This window comes from Aeromonas caviae, assembly GCF_000819785.1.
Classification (GTDB): domain Bacteria; phylum Pseudomonadota; class Gammaproteobacteria; order Enterobacterales; family Aeromonadaceae; genus Aeromonas; species Aeromonas caviae.
Genome location: NZ_CDBK01000079.1, coordinates 42,844 through 59,351 on the forward strand (window position 1 = coordinate 42,844; position 16,508 = coordinate 59,351).

Annotated in this window: 20 protein-coding genes; 1 reads left to right on the forward strand and 19 read right to left on the reverse strand. The window is 62.5% G+C overall.

The features are described from left to right. Window positions 1-61: 61 nt before the first annotated feature. On the reverse strand, window positions 62-406 hold the full coding sequence (locus BN1120_RS12740; RefSeq protein ID WP_010673955.1) for a Grx4 family monothiol glutaredoxin: 345 nt from the start codon (window positions 404-406) through the stop codon (window positions 62-64). A 287-nt stretch (window positions 407-693) separates the two neighbouring features. Between BN1120_RS12740 and sodB the strand changes: the two genes are divergently transcribed. Then, entirely contained in the window at window positions 694-1,278 is a 585-nt protein-coding gene (gene sodB, locus BN1120_RS12745; protein WP_010673954.1) for a superoxide dismutase [Fe], read from the forward strand. A gap of 109 nt (window positions 1,279-1,387) precedes the next feature. Here the strand turns inward: sodB and BN1120_RS12750 are convergent, their stop codons facing one another. The 18 genes from BN1120_RS12750 to BN1120_RS12835 form a co-directional block, all read right to left on the reverse strand. Next, window positions 1,388-2,200 carry an MlaA family lipoprotein gene (locus tag BN1120_RS12750; RefSeq protein WP_042016375.1) on the reverse strand — a complete coding sequence of 271 codons (813 nt, stop codon included), beginning with the start codon at window positions 2,198-2,200 and terminating at the stop codon, window positions 1,388-1,390. Between the two features lie 78 nt (window positions 2,201-2,278). After that, complete coding sequence (gene ccmI, locus BN1120_RS12755) at window positions 2,279-3,541, reverse strand: c-type cytochrome biogenesis protein CcmI (RefSeq protein WP_042016376.1); 1,263 nt, start codon at window positions 3,539-3,541, stop codon at window positions 2,279-2,281. Further along, on the reverse strand, window positions 3,538-4,017 hold the full coding sequence (locus tag BN1120_RS12760) for a cytochrome c-type biogenesis protein (RefSeq protein WP_042016378.1): 480 nt from the start codon (window positions 4,015-4,017) through the stop codon (window positions 3,538-3,540). The genes ccmI and BN1120_RS12760 overlap by 4 nt, the downstream gene beginning before the upstream one ends. A 10-nt stretch (window positions 4,018-4,027) precedes the next feature. Further along, window positions 4,028-4,558, reverse strand: coding sequence for a DsbE family thiol:disulfide interchange protein (locus BN1120_RS12765; protein WP_010673950.1), 531 nt, complete (start codon window positions 4,556-4,558; stop codon window positions 4,028-4,030). Next, complete coding sequence (locus BN1120_RS12770) at window positions 4,555-6,510, reverse strand: heme lyase CcmF/NrfE family subunit (protein ID WP_041212639.1); 1,956 nt, start codon at window positions 6,508-6,510, stop codon at window positions 4,555-4,557. The genes BN1120_RS12765 and BN1120_RS12770 overlap by 4 nt, the downstream gene beginning before the upstream one ends. Window positions 6,511-6,589: 79 nt before the next feature. After that, on the reverse strand, window positions 6,590-7,081 hold the full coding sequence (gene ccmE, locus BN1120_RS12775; protein ID WP_010673948.1) for a cytochrome c maturation protein CcmE: 492 nt from the start codon (window positions 7,079-7,081) through the stop codon (window positions 6,590-6,592). Continuing rightward, window positions 7,078-7,284: a heme exporter protein CcmD gene (gene ccmD, locus BN1120_RS12780; RefSeq protein WP_039039901.1), complete on the reverse strand. Its 207-nt coding sequence runs from the start codon at window positions 7,282-7,284 to the stop codon at window positions 7,078-7,080. The genes ccmE and ccmD overlap by 4 nt, the downstream gene beginning before the upstream one ends. 2 nt (window positions 7,285-7,286) lie before the next feature. Continuing rightward, a complete protein-coding gene (locus BN1120_RS12785; protein WP_010673946.1) occupies window positions 7,287-8,027 on the reverse strand; it encodes a heme ABC transporter permease in 741 nt (246 codons plus the stop codon). A 166-nt stretch (window positions 8,028-8,193) separates the two neighbouring features. Then, window positions 8,194-8,862 carry a heme exporter protein CcmB gene (gene ccmB, locus BN1120_RS12790; protein WP_010673945.1) on the reverse strand — a complete coding sequence of 223 codons (669 nt, stop codon included), beginning with the start codon at window positions 8,860-8,862 and terminating at the stop codon, window positions 8,194-8,196. Window positions 8,863-8,865: 3 nt separating this feature from the next. Next, window positions 8,866-9,501: a cytochrome c biogenesis heme-transporting ATPase CcmA gene (gene ccmA, locus BN1120_RS12795; protein WP_039039903.1), complete on the reverse strand. Its 636-nt coding sequence runs from the start codon at window positions 9,499-9,501 to the stop codon at window positions 8,866-8,868. A gap of 218 nt (window positions 9,502-9,719) precedes the next feature. Further along, window positions 9,720-10,106, reverse strand: a complete 387-nt coding sequence (locus BN1120_RS12800) for a DUF2802 domain-containing protein (protein ID WP_010673943.1) — start codon at window positions 10,104-10,106, stop codon at window positions 9,720-9,722. Window positions 10,107-10,177: 71 nt separating this feature from the next. Further along, window positions 10,178-10,666 (reverse strand): chemotaxis protein CheW, encoded by a 489-nt coding sequence (locus tag BN1120_RS12805; RefSeq protein WP_010673942.1) that lies wholly within the window; start codon window positions 10,664-10,666, stop codon window positions 10,178-10,180. 69 nt (window positions 10,667-10,735) lie between these two features. Further along, on the reverse strand, window positions 10,736-11,602 hold the full coding sequence (locus BN1120_RS12810) for a chemotaxis protein CheW (protein ID WP_010673941.1): 867 nt from the start codon (window positions 11,600-11,602) through the stop codon (window positions 10,736-10,738). Continuing rightward, window positions 11,599-12,393: a ParA family protein gene (locus tag BN1120_RS12815; protein WP_010673940.1), complete on the reverse strand. Its 795-nt coding sequence runs from the start codon at window positions 12,391-12,393 to the stop codon at window positions 11,599-11,601. The genes BN1120_RS12810 and BN1120_RS12815 overlap by 4 nt, the downstream gene beginning before the upstream one ends. Before the next feature lie 4 nt (window positions 12,394-12,397). After that, window positions 12,398-13,306: an OmpA family protein gene (locus tag BN1120_RS12820; RefSeq protein ID WP_042016380.1), complete on the reverse strand. Its 909-nt coding sequence runs from the start codon at window positions 13,304-13,306 to the stop codon at window positions 12,398-12,400. A gap of 2 nt (window positions 13,307-13,308) precedes the next feature. Next, window positions 13,309-14,046 carry a flagellar motor protein gene (locus BN1120_RS12825; RefSeq protein ID WP_042016381.1) on the reverse strand — a complete coding sequence of 246 codons (738 nt, stop codon included), beginning with the start codon at window positions 14,044-14,046 and terminating at the stop codon, window positions 13,309-13,311. Window positions 14,047-14,048: 2 nt separating this feature from the next. After that, window positions 14,049-15,164 carry a protein-glutamate methylesterase/protein-glutamine glutaminase gene (locus tag BN1120_RS12830; protein WP_041215583.1) on the reverse strand — a complete coding sequence of 372 codons (1,116 nt, stop codon included), beginning with the start codon at window positions 15,162-15,164 and terminating at the stop codon, window positions 14,049-14,051. Between the two features lie 31 nt (window positions 15,165-15,195). Then, on the reverse strand, window positions 15,196-16,508 hold a 1,313-nt coding region (locus BN1120_RS12835), incomplete at its 5' end, for a chemotaxis protein CheA (protein ID WP_042016385.1).

Consider the following 16,508-nt stretch of genomic DNA (forward strand, 5'->3'; position numbering starts at 1 on the left):
TCGTGGGCACAAAGAAAAGGGGAGCCAGTGGCTCCCCTTTTTGCATGGTATGGATGCGGCCTTATTCGGCGGCAGCGTCATCCTGCTTGTGCTTGGCGGCAGTTTCCTTGATCAGGGTCTGCAGCTCGCCGGCCTGGAACATCTCGATCATGATGTCGCAACCACCGACCAGCTCGCCCTCGACCCACAGTTGCGGGAAGGTGGGCCAGTTGGCGAATTTCGGCAGCTCGGCGCGGATGTCCGGGTTCTGCAGGATGTCGACATAGGCGAAAGGCTCGCCGCAGGACATCAGGGCCTGGGAGGCCTGGGCAGAGAAACCGCAGCTGGGCAGCTTGGGGGATCCCTTCATGTAGAGGATGATGGGATTCTCAGCCAACTGCTGTTTGATCTTTTCAATAGTTTCCATAAATGCCTCACTGGAGCGATTTCGGCGGCCATTCTACTGCAATCCGGGCAGACCACAAACTGGCAAACCGTTGCGAATGAAAGAAGTCATGCATCAATACGCCGCAGCTTGATCCGGATCATGGCAAGAATCAAGGGTTGTTCGCCCATCTTTGATACTGCTACAATCGACGGGCTTTGGGCCGTCTGGCCCCCTCATTTCAAGAACAATTCTTTTCAAGATAGAAAAGAGTACGCAATGTCTTGCAACCGTCGCCTTCGCACGGACCAGCCAATGGAGAGTAGAAAATGGCTTTCGAACTTCCCGCTCTGCCCTATGCAATCAATGCTCTGGAACCGCACATCTCCCAGGAAACCCTGGAATACCACCATGGCAAGCACCACAACACCTACGTGGTCAACCTGAACAACCTGGTGCCGGGTACCGAGTTTGAAGGCAAGTCTCTGGAAGAGATCATCAAGACCTCCACTGGTGGCGTCTTCAACAACGCTGCCCAGATCTGGAACCACACCTTCTACTGGCACTGCCTCTCCCCGAACGGCGGTGGCGAGCCCACTGGCGCCCTGGCCGATGCCATCACCAAGGCCTTCGGCTCCTTCGCCGAGTTCAAGGATGCGTTCACCAAGTCTGCCATCGGCAACTTCGGCTCCAGCTGGACCTGGCTGGTGAAAAAGGCTGACGGCTCCCTGGCCATAGTCAACACCTCCAACGCCGGTTGCCCGCTGACCGAAGCCGGTACCACCCCGCTGCTGACCGTCGACCTGTGGGAACACGCCTACTACATCGATTTCCGCAACCTGCGTCCGAAGTACATGGAAACCTTCTGGGCCCTGGTCAACTGGGAATTCGTGGCCAAGAACCTGGCTGCCTGATAAGCCTTTCTTGCCAAAACGCCCCGCACTTGCGGGGCGTTTTTTATGGTCGAACACCTGCCATCGACAACAAAGGCGCCCTCAGGCGCCTTGTGGAAGATGACCGTGCTTACTGGTCTATCTCGTCCATGTAATCGTCGAGGTTGCCATCATCCGCCGCCTCTGACTTCTGCTCCTGGAGCTCGGGTTTGCGGCCCGTCACCTTGCCATCGTTGTACTGCAAGTAGAAGTCCTTGGTCAGGGCGTAAGGATCCAGCGCGTTGTCAATGATGCGCTCCTGATCGATCAGCTTGGAGCGGGTGCCGAGGCCATCCAGTGCCCAGTGCACCACCTTCAGCGGGAAGGTCAGCAGGGCATAGGGGAAGTAGATGGTATCGATGGTATCCCCTACCAGTTGACGGGTGGTAGTGGGACCGTAGACCGGCACCATCAGATAGGCGCCATCCCCGATGTCGGCCTTGCCGAGCACGGTGTCCATCTCCAGTGTGTTGCGAGCCAGGCCCGCATGCTTGGCCACGTCGAACAGACCGAGCAGGCCCACAGTGGTGTTGAGGGTGAAGCGGCCCAGGTTGGTACCGGCCCCTTTCAGATCCCCCACCAGCAGGTGGTTTACCATGCTGCTCGGCTCGTCGAAGTTGTCCACGAAATTCTCGATGCTGTCCCTCACTCCTTGCGGGACATAGCGGGCATAGCCGTGTACCACGGGGCGCGCCACATAGGGCTCCAGCACGTCATAGTTGACGGCCCACATGGCACGGTTGGGCCCCTGGAAGGGGTCGCGAGGATCGCTGGCCGTGCTGGATGCCCCGGGGCGGCTCGGGGTCTCGCCGAGATCCAGGCTCTCCGGGCCCGGCTTGGGAGGGCCGCCCGCACAGCCCGCGAGCAGCAATGCCACCGCCAATGCTCCTGAACGCAGATACATATGAAAGTCCTAAGATTTTTTTGGGTATTGATATGAATTATACAGGGGGCCCACCCCAAGGGGTGGGCCAAAAGCGTATTAGAGGGCGTGATCGATGCGGATGTCAATCGGCGCTGTGGGGATGGTGCTGGTCGGCACGGTGACCGAAACCCCTTCAAAGGCGCCTTCCTTGTTCATGACGTTGCCGCCCCGGGAGAGGCGCGCCTTGAACTGCAGCTCGGCATGGGCCGCCAGCTTGCTCCCCGCCATCATGGCATCCCCGTCCCCCAGGGAGAGGGTGAGCGGGAGATGCGGGCCAGCAATGCGCTTGACCGCGATGGGCATGGGCGGACCGTTGGGGATCACCGCAAAGACGAACAGATGGGCATCTTCCGGCATCTTGATGCCCGGCGCCAGGGTGATGTGCAGGGGGAACTCCCCCTCTTTCACCGCCAGCACCCCGGCTTGTGCCTGGCCTTCGGCAGACGGGGTAGTCACGGCGATGCCACGCTGGACAAGCTGCTGCCTGGCGTACTCCATGGAGCGCTCCACCATGGTGTAGCGGGCCGAGCCCGGCTCCAGCAGCGGCAACATCCCCTGCCAGCGGTCGAGGGCGGTCTGGAAATCCTCTTTTTGCAGGGCCATGAAGGCGTGGACGGAGCGAGCCTCGATGTTGGCCGGGTCCTCGGTAATGACCGCCTGCAACAATTGATCCGCACGGGCTTCCTCCCCCGTCATCATCAGGGCCTGGGCATAGGGCACCGCTACCATGGCCTTCTGGGGCGCGAGAGCGTAGGCACGCTCCAGCGCCTCGCGGGCCATCTCGGGATCATTGCCATCCAGGGTCAGGCGCCCCAGCAGCAGCCAGCCACGGTAGTCGTTCGGTTCTTCTTTCAGCCGGGTTCGCAGGGCCAGGGTGAAGTCCAGCAGATCCTGCTCGGTCACCCGGGTGTCGCGCTCCACCAGGATGCGATTGCTGAGCTCCCCCAACCGGCTGCTGGCATCCTGCCAGCGGCTCACCTCCTGCCAGGCGCCGAGCTTGGCGTAGAGGCCGATGCTCACCACCGCCAGCACCAGCACACCGGGGATCCAGATCAGGCTCTTGCCGCCACGGGCGGTCTGCTCCACGTCGGGAATGTCGTCCAGGAGGCTGCGCTGCAGCTCCACCAGGGATTCCGGCTCCTCCGCCAGTATCCCCTGCTCCCGCTCTTCCCCTATCTCCAGCAGGCGCTGGCGATAGAGCTGCTTGTTGAGGGCCGAGCGACTGATGCTCTGCCGGCCCTCGCCACGCCACAGCGGCACGATCAGCGCCAGGCTCGCCAGCACCAGCAGGGCCGCACCCAGTATCCAGAATGGGGTCATTGTTTCTCTTCCTCTTTGAGCAGGGCAGCCAGACGACGCTGCTCCTCCGCGCTCAGGGCGCTATCCGCCGGCGTGGCAGCCGCGGGACGACGGCGGCTTCGCACCACCACGGTGACGACGCCAATCACGATGACCAGCAAGGGGCCAAGCCAGAGGATCAGGGTCGAGGCCATCAGGGGGGGATCATAGAGAATGAAGTTGCCGTAGCGGGCCACCATGTAGTCCACCACTTCCTGCTTCTCCTTGCCCTCGCGCACCATCTGGTAGGTCTTGTCCCGCAGATCCTTGGCGAGCCCGGCGTTGGAATCCGCGATGTCCTGGTTTTGGCACTTGGGGCAGCGCAGCTCCTTAGTCAGCTCGCGAAAGGTCTGCTCTTGGGCGTCGCTGTCGAAGGTGTAGACGTCGATGGCGGCGCGGGCCTGTCCGGCGCAGACGAGACCGGCCAGCAGCAACAGGGATGCAATCAGTGTTTTCATCGGGGAGGCCTCACTTCATGGCATCGAAGATGGGTTTGAGAGTCGACGCCCAGACGTCTGGGTTGATGTCCCCCACGTGGCGATAGCGGATGATGCCCTGGCTGTCGATGAAGAAGGTCTCCGGCGCGCCATAGACACCGAGATCCAGCCCCAGCATGCCGTCCGGATCATAGAGGTTGATCTGGTAGGGATTGCCAAGCTCCGCCAGCCACTTGATGGCCTTGTCACGCTCATCCTTGTAGTTCATGCCGACGATGTAGATCCCCTGCCCCGCCAGCTCCTTGAGGTAGGTGTGTTCCCCGTAACAGGTCGGGCACCAGGTGGCCCAGACGTTGAGCAGCATGGGGCGCCCCTTGAGGATGCTCCTGTCGTGCTGCTTGCCCAGGTCATAGATGTCCTGCAGGGTGAACACGGGCACCTCCTTGTCCACCATCACGGATTCGAGCTTGGTGGGATCGGAGTAGAGCCCCTTGAACAGAAACACGGCCCCCATCAGGAAGATGATGAAGGGCAGCAGATAGAGCCAGGTCTTCTTGCTCATGCCTTGGCCTCCTCGTCACGACGTCCGAAGCGGTAGCGCTTGTCCAGCATGGCCAGCACGCCGCCGAGGGCCATGAAGACGCCGCCGAACCAGATCCAGCGCACGAAGGGCTTGTAGTAGATCCGTACCGCCCAGGCGCCGTTGTCGAGCTGCTCGCCGAGCGCCGCATAGAGATCCCGGGTAACCCCCGCATCGATGGCCGCCTCGGTCATCGGCATGCGGCTCACGGTGTACATCCGCTTCTCGGGTTTGAGCAGGGCAACCTGCTTGCCATCCCGGTGCACTTCCAGCACACCCTTGAAACCGTCGTAGTTGGGGCCGTTCTTCTCCTTGATGCCGGTGAAGACGAACTCGTAATCAGCGAACTGGACGCGATCGCCGGCCTGCATCCGCAGGTCCTTCTCGATGCTGTAGTTCTGGGTGCAGGCGATGCCGATGATGCTGACCGCGAGCCCCACGTGCCCCAGGATCATGGCCCAGTGGCTGTTGCCAAGCTTGCGCACGCCGGTGGCAAAACCGTGTTTGTGGGTGGCCCGCGCCCAGGTCTCCTGCACGCTGGTGACGATGATCCAGACGCCAAGCCCAATACCGAGCGCAGCCCAGGGTTTGAACGCCTCGGCAAAGAGTTTGGGCAACAGCAGAGCCGCGGCCAGGCTCAGCACCAGGGCGAGCATCACCTTGCCCTTGAGCTCACCGAGATCCTGGCGGCGCCAGCGGAACAGGGGGCCCACCCCCAGCAGCAGGGCGAAGGGGATGATGAGCCAGCTGTAGATGTGATTGAAGAAGGGGGTGCCGATGGAGATGCTGCCAAGCCCCAGCTCCTTGTGCACCAGGGGCAACAGGGTGCCGAGCAGCACGGTGAGCAGGCCCGCCACCAGCAGGATGTTGTTGCCAAGGAGCAGGGTCTCCCGGCTCCACAGCTCATGCTTGCCGTGGCTCTTCACCTGGGAGCCCTTGAAAGCGAACAGCAGCAGGGAGCTGCCTATCACCGCCAGCAGGAAGCCCAGGATGAACAGACCCCGGGTCGGGTCCGAGGCAAACGCATGGACCGACACCAGCACGCCGGAACGCACCAGGAAGGTGCCGAGCAGGCTCAGGGAGAAGGCCGAGAGCGCCAGCAGCACGGTCCAGGCCTTGAAGGTGGCGCGCTTCTCGCTCACCGCGAGGGAGTGGAGCAGGGCCGTGCCCGCCAGCCAGGGCATGAAGGAGGCGTTTTCCACCGGATCCCAGAACCACCAGCCACCCCAGCCAAGTTCGTAATAGGCCCACCAAGAGCCGAGCACGATGCCCAGCGTCAGGAACACCCAGGCCGCCATGGTCCAGGGACGGGACCAGCGCGCCCAGGTGGCGTCCAGACGCCCCGTCATCAGGGAGGCGATGGCGAAGGCGAAGGCCACCGAGAAGCCCACGTAGCCCATGTAGAGCATGGGGGGGTGGAAGATGAGACCGGGATCCTGCAGCAGCGGATTGAGATCCCGCCCGTCCACCGGGAAATACGGCAGGGTGCGGGTGAAAGGATCCGAGGTGAACAGCACGAAGGCGGTGAAGCCCACCGAGATAAGGCCGAGCACCCCGAGTACCCGCGCCACCGCATCGAGCGGCAGGCGGCGGCTGAAGAGGGCCACCGCCGCCGTCCAGCCCCCCAGGGTCAGCACCCAGAGCAGCAGCGAGCCTTCATGGGCTCCCCACACCGCCGAGATGCGGTATTGCAGGGGCAGCAGGCTGTTGGAGTTGGTGGCCACGTACTGCACGGTGAAGTCGTTGTCGATAAAGGCCCAGGTGAGGCAGAGAAACGACAGCAGCAGCAGCAGAAACTGGCTGTAGGCGAGCGGGCGGGCCGCCGACATCATGCCAAGACGACCGAGATGGGCCCCGATCAGCGGGTAACTGCCCAGCAGCAGGGCGGTGGCGAAGGCCAGGATCAGTGAGAACTGCCCTAATTCCGGGATCATTGACTATTCCCTCTCGATTGCACGGAGAAACCTGCCGATTTGGCGGCATAAAGAAGTGAATTCTTGGCACATACCGGCATCATTGCTTGGCTCCCTGCAACTGTGCCTCTGTGTACTCGGGCTTGAAGTGCATGCCGTTGGTGGCGTCGGCCACTTCCGGCGGCATGTAGTTCTCGTCGTGCTTGGCCAGCACCTCGAAGGCGGCGACCGTGGTGGCATCCTTGAGGGTGCCCTGAGCGACAATGCCCTGCCCCTCGCGGAACAGGTCCGGCAGAATGCCGTCAAACTCCACCGTCACCAAATGGCCGCCGTTGTCCACCAGCTTGAAGGCTACCTTGAGGCTCTGGGGATCCCGCACCACAGACCCCGGCACCACCAGGCCACCGATGCGCAGGCGCTGCCCCTCCTCGGGCTTGATCTTCTCCGGCCCCTTCCCTTCCACCAGCTCGCTCGGGGTGTAGAAGAGGTCGATGTTCTGGCTCAGGGCATAGAGCACCAGGCCAGTCACGCTGGCAAGGCCCAGGCTGATGGCCAGGATGATGGTGAGGCGTTTCTTGCGGCGCGGGTTCATAGGGTGTTCTCCATCTGCTGGGCTGCCTTGCGGCGTGCCTCCCGAGCCTGCTTGTTGCGCAGTTCGCCAAGCAGGCTGCGGGTCTTCAACCGGGTGGAAATGACGATGCCGACCAGGCAGAGCAGGGTCAGACCGAAGGAGAGCCAGACGTAGAAGGCATAGCCTCCCATGGCCATGAAATCACTGAACGAGGCAAAGTGCATGCTTACTTCTCCTGCCTGGCGATGTCGGCGACCCAGGGGCGGTGCCACTCCCGCATCAGCAGCTCATTGCGAAAACGCATCAGGGTCAGGGCACCGAGAAACGCGGCGAACGCCAGGATCATGATGAGCAGCGGCCACAGCATCTCGGGGGAGATGGAGGGTTTGTCAAACTTGGTGATGGTGGCCCCCTGGTGCAGGGTGTTCCACCACTCCACCGAGTAGTGGATGATGGGCAGGTTGATCACCCCGACCAGCGCCAGGATGCCGGCGGCGCGGCCCGCCACCACCTTGTCGCTGAAGGCGTTGTAGAGGGCGATGACACCCAGATAGAGGAACAGCAGGATGAGCTCGGAGGTGAGCCGGGCATCCCACACCCACCAGGTGCCCCACATGGGTTTGCCCCAGGCGGCGCCGGTAAAGAGGGCAATGAAGGTGAAGACGGCCCCCACCGGGGCGATGGCCGCCACCGTCATGTCTGCCATGCGCAGCTGCCACACCAGGCCAATGAAGGCGGCTACCGCCATGGTGGAGTAGGCGCCCATGGAGAGGATGGCGGAGGGTACATGGATATAGATGATCCTGAAAGAGTCGCCCTGCTGGTAATCGGCGGGAGCGAAAGCCAGCCCCCAGACGGTGCCGATGATGAAGGCAAGCAGGCTTGTCACGGCAAACCAGGGCAGCAGGGTGCCGGCCAGCCCATAGGCGCGCTCGGGTTTGGCATAAGGGTGCAACCATTTCCACATAGCTCACGAAACCTTTCAGTTATTAATTTTTAAGTGGCGAGGGCTACCATACCCATGGGGGAAAAACATCATATCCCCCGAAAGCAATAAGCAGCCATCCCCTTGATCTATCTCAACTATCTCGCCCCTAACAAGGCTTCAAACGAAAATCTTTTCACCAAATCAATCAGTTGACACTCACCCGCAACGCCGCCGAGATGGCCAGGGGCGTCAGGGTCAATGCCCCCACCAGCATGGCCCCCAGGATGGCGAGCTGACCGGCATAGGGCAGTCCCATGCTGGCCGCGTCGATGGCGGACGTGGCGAAGATAAGCACCGGAATATAGAGCGGCAGCAGCAGCAGGCTGAGCAGCACGCCCCCCTTGCGCAGCCCTGCGGTCAGCGCCACTCCGACCGCCCCGAGCAGGCTCAGCACTGGTGTACCGAGCGCCAGGGTAGCCACCACGGCCAGATAGGTCTTCAGCTCCAGGGAGAGCAGGATGGCGAGCAAGGGGGAGACCAGCAACAGCGGCAGACCGGTCAGCAACCAGTGAGCGATCACTTTGGCCAGGGCCAGCAACCCCAGGGGATGGGGCATCAGCATCATCTGCTCCAGGGCGCCGTCGCTGAAGTCGTCACGAAACAGCCGCTCCAGGGAGAGCATGGCCGCCAGCAGGGCCGCCACCCAGATGATGCCGGGAGCGATGCGGGCGAGCAACTGGGGCTCGGGCCCGATCCCCAATGGAAACAGGGTGATGACGATGAGGAAGAACCAGAGCGGGTTGAAGATGTCGGCGCGCTGGCGCAGGGCCATCAGCAACTCGCGGTGAATAAGGTGTATGACGGCGCGCAGCATGGGCTACTCCTGCAACAGCGAGGTCAGGGAGAGGGTCTTGAGCCGCCCCTGCATCAGGGTCAGATCCTGGTGGGTAGTAAGGACCACCATGCCCCCCCTGTCCGCGTGGGCGAGGAACAACTGCTCCAGCACCCTGACCCCCTGCTTGTCGATGGCGGTGAAGGGCTCGTCCAGGATCCAGAGCGCCGGTCGCTCGCTCAGCCACAGCCTGGCCAGCGCCACCCGTCGCTGCTGCCCGGCGGAGAGCTGCCCCGCGGGATAGTCTTCGAAACCGGCGAGACCGACCTGGGCCAGCACCCGCCAGAGATCCACGCCGTCCCCGGCAGGGCCATGAAGCTTCTGGTAGAAGGAGAGATTCTCAAGGGGGGTCAGGGTCGCCTTGACGCCGGGCTGATGGCCCAGGTAAAGCAGGCTGGCGTGGTATTCATCCCGGCAATGGCGGATATTCTCCCCATTCCAGCACACCTCGCCAGCAAAGGGCTGGGAGAGGCCGGTGAGCAGGCGCAACAGGCTGGTCTTGCCCACCCCGTTGGGACCCTCAATCTGCATCAAATCCCCGGCACGCACCGCGAAGGAGAGATGTTCAAACAGGGTGCGATCTTCACGCACGCAGCTCAGATTGTTCGCTTGAAGCAGCATGGGGATGTAATCGTTGAAAATGAGGCGGCCTGCATCTTAACACAGGATCCGGAGGCGTCTTTTCAAAGATGCCAATAATCAACAGGATTTGTGGGGAAGATCGCGCCCCCACCAAAGAGATTGATGCCAAAGGATTATCACCGTCCCGGCATCGAGAAAGAGGTGGCCACGGGCCGAACAGAAAGCGGGGAGGCACCGGCCTCCCCGCGACACATCCGTCAGCTGCGTCCCTTTCGCAGGGAAATAAGCAGCTCCGCTTCCGCCTGGGGCAACTCGCACTCGCTCATCACCTCGTCCAGATCGGCACCAAGCTCCACCATCTTGGCGGCGCGGCTGTAGAGGCGGCGCTCCGGATCCTGCAACGTCAGCTCCTGCTGGCTGTCGTGGATCTTCTGCATGGCCCCTTCTGCGGCTTGCAGACGCTGACCCATGCCGATGGCGCCCGTGTGCAACTCCATCATCTGCTTGCGCAGACTCTCAAGCTGCCCCTGCAGCGCTTCCACCCTGGCCTCGGACTCTCGCTGGCGACGACGGTGCCCCAGGATCCCGTAAAGGGCCAGCACCAGTGCGAGCAAGGACAACCCCAAGGCTGCAAATTCAATCATCAAACCATCACCTTACCGTCACAGGGAGGCGGACAGGTGCCATCGCCCCCGTCCGCACGTTCCCGTCCCTGTTACAGGGAACCAATGTCTTCCCACTCTTCGTCGGAGAGCAGCTTGTTGAGATCCACCAGGATCAGCAGTTGGCCGTCACGGTTGCTGACGCCCTGGATGAACTTGGCGCTCTCCTCGGTGCCCACCGCCGGGGCGGCATCGATCTCGGAGGAGCGCAGATAGACCACCTCGGCCACGCTGTCCACCATGATGCCGATCACCTGCTTCTCCGCCTCGATGATGACGATGCGGGAGTTCTCGCTCACGTCCCCGGCCGGCAGGCCGAAACGGGAGCGGGTATCGATGACGGTCACCACGTTGCCACGCAGGTTGATGATGCCCAGCACGTAGTCAGGTGCACCCGGGACCGGAGCGATCTCGGTGTAGCGCAACACTTCCTGAACCTGCATCACGTTGATGCCATAGGTCTCGTTTTCCAACTGGAAGGTCACCCACTGCAGCACTTCGTCTTCGGCCAGATTCTGTGCAATATTGCGCTTCTCTGTCATCTTCTTGATCCTTGTATGAACCCGTCAACGGGTAAAATTAGCAATAAAACCATGGCGATGCCGATGTTGTCAGCGGCCTTCGATGTTCACGCCCCGGCCAAGCAGCAGCAAGAGCTCCCTGACGTGCAGCAGGGCACACATCTTCTCCTTGACCATGCCGGCCAGCCAGGGGCGCTTGCCCTCCTGATGGCGCCACTTCACTTGGTCCCGGTGCAGCAGTTCTGTGCCCTTCAACTGGTGACAAGCCAATCCCCAGGGTGATTCTCCCAGCATAATCAGATATTTGTAATCGTCCATCTCCAGATGCTGGCCCGGCATGACCCACTGGGCCGTGTCCACCACATTCATCTTCTGCTCGCGGGAGGTCATGATCCCCTTGTACCAGCCCGGCTGGCCGAAGAGAGAGGTCACCTCCCCCAGTTGATGGATGCCCCCCAACTCGGTCAGAGGCACCGCAAACGTCACCCCGGCCACGTCGAAGAAGAGCGCCTGAAACTCGTTGCCGGTATCCAGGTTCTCCCAGGTCGATGGTGCGGGCGCCGCTTCGAGGGCGGGCGCGGGTTCCGCCACCGCGAGGGCGACGGGCTCGACCTCCTCCACCACGGCTTCCACCACCGGCTCTGCCAGGGCGACCAGAGGCTCACTGTCAACCACCTCCGCCTCGAGCTGGAATGGCTCGACATGCACCTCTTCGTGGCTCAGGGCATCCATCTCGAACTGGACCTGTCCCACCTGGGCAAGCAGCTCGCTCAGCTGGGCCAGTCGGGTATCGGCTTCAAGATAGGGGGTGGCAGCCACCTCCGGCACGGCGACGGTCTGACGTTGCAACGCAGGGGCCGGTGCTTCGTCTTCGGGATCTTCCCGCAGCAGGGCATCGTCCAGCAGCAGGGAGTGGAAATAGTCGTCCATGGCCCGAACCTGGGTGGTCTCTCTCACGGCATCACCTCCTGGGTCCGTTGACGCTCCAGCGCGTCGAGATGGTTGAGCAGGGTCTCATAGGCATAGGTGCCCCGGCTGCCCGGTGCATAGATGGAGGGAGGAATGTGCACCAGACTGGCATCCCTGAATTTGGTGTCGATGGGAATGACCGCATTCCACACCGCCTCCCCATACTGCTCCTTGATGGACTGCAATGTCATCAGGGAGGCGCGGGTACGCTTGTCAAACATGGTCGGAATGATGGTGTAGCGGAACTTCTCCCGCTTGGAGCGCTGCATGATCTCGAAGGTCTTCATCATCCGCTCCAGCCCCTTGAGGGCCAGGAATTCGGTCTGCACCGGCACCAGGATGCGATCGCAGGCCGCCAGCGCGTTCACCATCATGACCCCCAGCACCGGCGGACAGTCGATGAGCACGTAGTCGAACTGATCCTGCACCCGCAGCAGAGCGCGCTTGAGCACCAGCCCCATCCCTTCCCGGTTGCCCATCACCCGATCCAGCGTGGCCAGGGTAATCGAGGCAGGCAGCAGGCTGATGTTCTCGAATCGGGTCTTGAGGGTCATCCGGTTGACCAGCTCGGCGCTGGGTTTGGCCGCCTGGAACAACTCGTACAGGGTGCCTTCCAGCCTGTCCGAGTCGAAATCGAGATAGGAGGTCAGGGAGGCGTGGGGGTCGGTGTCGATCAGCAGTACCCGCTGGCCACGCTGGGCCAGAATGCCCGCCAGGGAGACGACCGTGGTGGTTTTACCGACTCCACCTTTCTGATTGGCAACCGTCCAAACAATCACTGTATCAATCCTGCCTTGTTGTTATGCGTATGCCCCCACCGGGCAGCGCGATCACCCTGATCTTTTCACTGTCGACACTCTGCGGTGCGTCCTGCACCGGTGCCACCGTCAGCGGTTTGACGGGGGCTGGCGGCACCCAGGCGAACCTGGATATGGCGACCACCACCTTGCGATTCTGTAATCGTCCCTGCTCGGTGCCATTGTCGACGAAGGGGGAAAACTCTCCGTACGCCTCGTAGGCGAGCCGACCGGGAGCCACCCCCTTGCCCACCAGGGCATTGAGCACTGCCTCGGCACGGGCCGCTGACAATGTCCAGTTGGAGCGGAAAATTTCGTTGTTTATCGGTTGGTTATCCGTGTAGCCCCGCACCCTGACATAGTTATCGACCGGTTTGAGAATACCTGAAAGCGTATCGAGCACGGGTGCGGCATTGCTCCCCAGAAAAGCGCTGCCACTGTTGAACAGGAGACCTGAACTCAGCTCCACCGTCAGCCAGTTGTCATCCTGCGCAAGCTTCACCACCCCTGCATCGACCAGGGCGCCCATGGACTCCTGGATCTGCATGTCGATCTGCGCAAGAGCCGTGCCATCTTGCGAGACGGGCGTGCCCGTGATGGGTGCCCGAGAGGGGGACGCAGAGGCCTGGCTCTCCAGCAGGCTGGGGGCGGCCGAGACCGGGTTGTCCAACAAGGCATTGCCCCGCCCTTCCAGCAGACCATCGCTGCGCGGCGCCTGGTTGAAGGCCTGAGTCATGCCCTCGATGACGGCGCGGTACTCCTCCTTGTTGACGATGGCAACGGAGTAGAGCACCACGAAAAGGGCGAAGATGAGCGTCATGTAATCGGCATAGGAGACCAGCCAGCGATCGAGATGCTCTCGCCCTTGCAGGTGCAAACGATAGCGCTTGCGCATGGCTACTCCCCTTTCAGATAAGCCCGTAACCGCCTTTCAACCTGCGGGCCGTTCTCCCCGTGGGCGATGGCCAGAAGCCCCTCCAGGGTCATCTCCTGATAGAGGCCGTAATGGTAGTGGAAGGCGCGCAACCGATTCGCAATCGGCAGATAGAGCAAGTTGGCAAAGCCCACCCCGTAGATGGTGGCGACGAAGGCCACGGCAATGCCCGCCCCCAGGGTGCCTGGCTCCTCCAGATGAAACATGGCCTGGATGAGGCCAATCACGGCCCCGATGATGCCGATGGTGGGGCTGTACCCCCCCATGGACTCGAACACCCTGGCCGAGTGCTCGTTGCGCTCCTGCTCGATGTCGATATCCGCCTCCAACAGGCTGCGGATATCCTCGATGGAGACGCCATCCACAATCATGGAAAGCCCCTGGCGGGTGAAGGGATCGGGCTCGGCCTCGGCCTGGTTTTCCAGCGCCAGCAAGCCTTGCTGGCGGGCGAACTGAGCCCACGCCTTCAGGCGCTCGGCCTGCTCCGCAAGATCCAGCTGCGGCGGAAACAGCATCCAGGTAGCCTGCCTCAGGGCACTGAGCAGGTACCTGCGGGGAGTCTGCAAGATCACCGCCCCCCAGGTTCCCCCGACGACGATGACAAAGGCCGGGCCATCCAGCAGGGTCAGCAGGCTCCCGCCATGCCACCACTGGGCGATGGCGACGGCCCCCAGCGCCAGCACCAGGCCGAGCATGCCCATGGTCAGCGGCCCAACTCGACCAGAATGCGCTGGGCTACCCGATCCAGCGGCAGGGATTCGCTTGCTATGCCCGCCTTGGCAACGGCCTGGGGCATGCCATAGACCACACAGGAGGCTTCATCCTGCGCCCAGATGGTCGCCCCCTGCTCCTTGAGCAGACGGGCACCGTCGCGGCCATCCGCGCCCATGCCGGTCAGGACGATGGCCAGCACCTTGTCGCCATAGGTCTTGGCGGCGGAGGCGAAGGTGATGTCCACACAGGGTTTGTAGTTGACCTTGTCATTGCCATCGATGATGCGAAGACGGGCACCGGGCCCGCGCCCTTCCAGCAGCATCTGCTTGCCACCGGGGGCAAGATAGGCCTGACCCGGCTTGAGCACGTCGCCATCCTGCGCCTCCTTGACCCCTATCTGGCACAGCCCGTTGAGGCGGGCGGCAAAGGCAGCGGTGAAGGTGGCCGGCATGTGCTGGATCAGCAGAATGGGATGAGGGAAATCCCCCGGCAGCTTGGTCAGCACGTTCTGCAGTGCCACCGGCCCGCCGGTGGAGGTACCGATGGCAACCAGCTGGTAACTCTTGCCACTGCGCTTGAACGCGGCGGGAGCCGCCGCTGCCCGCGCAGGCTCGGGCTGGCGTTCGGCCAAGGGACGATTCAGGGTCCCCGTGACGGCGGGCCGGACGGCAGGCTCGGGGGCGCGGGGCCGGGTCGCCATCAGGAAGCGTTTGCGAGCGATCTCCTTGACCCGCTGCTGCAGCAGGTTCACGGCTTCGTCCTTGTCGCGGGCGATGTCTTCAAACTTCTTGGGCAGAAAATCGAGGGCGCCCGCATCCAGCGCATCCAGGGTTGCCTTGGCTCCCTCGTGAGTCAGGGAGGAGAACATCAGGATGGGGGTCGGACACTTGGCCATGATCTCGCGCACGGCGCTGATGCCGTCGAGCACCGGCATTTCAATGTCCATGGTAATGACATCGGGCCGCAACTGCTGCGCCTTGTCTACCGCCTCCCGCCCGTTCTGAGCCGTGTCGATCACCGTCATCAGGGGATCCTGATTGATGATTTCGCTGACCCGACGGCGGAAGAAACTCGAATCGTCGACCACTAATACCTTGACTGCCATTGTTATTCTTTTAACTCCTTGAGCCTGGCGCTCAGTGGCGACGGGCATAGGCCTTGAGCAGGCTGGGCACATCCAGAATGAGGGCGATGCCGCCGTCGCTGGTGATGGTGGCGCCAGCCATGCCGGGGGTTCCTTGCAGCAGGTTGTCCAGGGGCTTTATCACCACCTCTTCCTGACCGATGAGGTTGTCTACCACGAAGCCCACCTGCTGGGTCCCTATCTGGACGATGACCACGTGGCCCTGGTCCTGGCGGGCCGTCTTGCCGGCACCGCGTACCAGCCACTTGTGCAGGTAGAACAGCGGAATCGCCTTGTCACGGACGATGATGGTGAGCTGGCCATCCACCACGTTGGCCTTTTTCAGATCCAGGTGGAAAATTTCATTCACGCAACCGAGGGGCAGGGCGAAGGTCTGCTGACCCACCTCCACCATCAGGGTCGGCAGAATGGCCAGGGTCAGGGGAACCTTGATCTCGAGACGGGTGCCCTTGCCCCAGGTGGAATCGATGTGCACCGAGCCATTGAGGCTGACGATGCTGGTCTTCACCACGTCCATGCCCACTCCACGGCCGGAGATGTCGGAGATCTCCGACTTGGTGGAGAAGCCGGGGGCGAAGATCAGGTTGTAGGCATCGTTGTCGCTCATGCGCGCCGCGCTGTCAGCATCGAGCACGCCACGGCTGATGGCGATGGACTTGAGCTTCTCCGGGTCCATCCCTGCGCCGTCATCCTCGATGCAGAGCAGAATGTGGTCCCCTTGCTGGGAGGCGCTCAGGGTGATGGTGCCCTGACGGGGCTTGCCCGCCTTCTCGCGCACGTCCGGCATCTCGACGCCATGGTCGCAGGAGTTGCGCACCAGGTGAACCAGGGGGTCGGCCAGGGCCTCCACCAGGTTCTTGTCCAGATCCGTGTCCTCACCCACCATCACCAGCTCGATCTCCTTCTTGAGGGTACGAGCCAGGTCGCGCACCACACGCGGGAAGCGGCCGAATACTTTCTTTATAGGCTGCATGCGGGTCTTCATGACCGCGCCCTGCAGATCGGCGGTCACGACGTCGAGGTTCGCGACAGCCTTGGACATCTCTTCGTCATTGCTGGCGATGCCGAGGCTCACCAGGCGGTTTCTCACCAGCACCAGTTCGCCCACCATGTTCATGATGACGTCCAGGGTCTTGGTATCCACCCGCACCGTGGTATCGCTCTGTACCGCACTGCTCTCGGCGGGAGCGGCCTGCTTGGCAGGGGCGGCCTTGGCTGGCGCTGGGGGCTCTGCCGGCGCGGGTTTGGCGGCCACTGGCGCCTTGGGCGGCGTCACCGGGGCTGCGGGGGCAGCGGGGGCAGCGG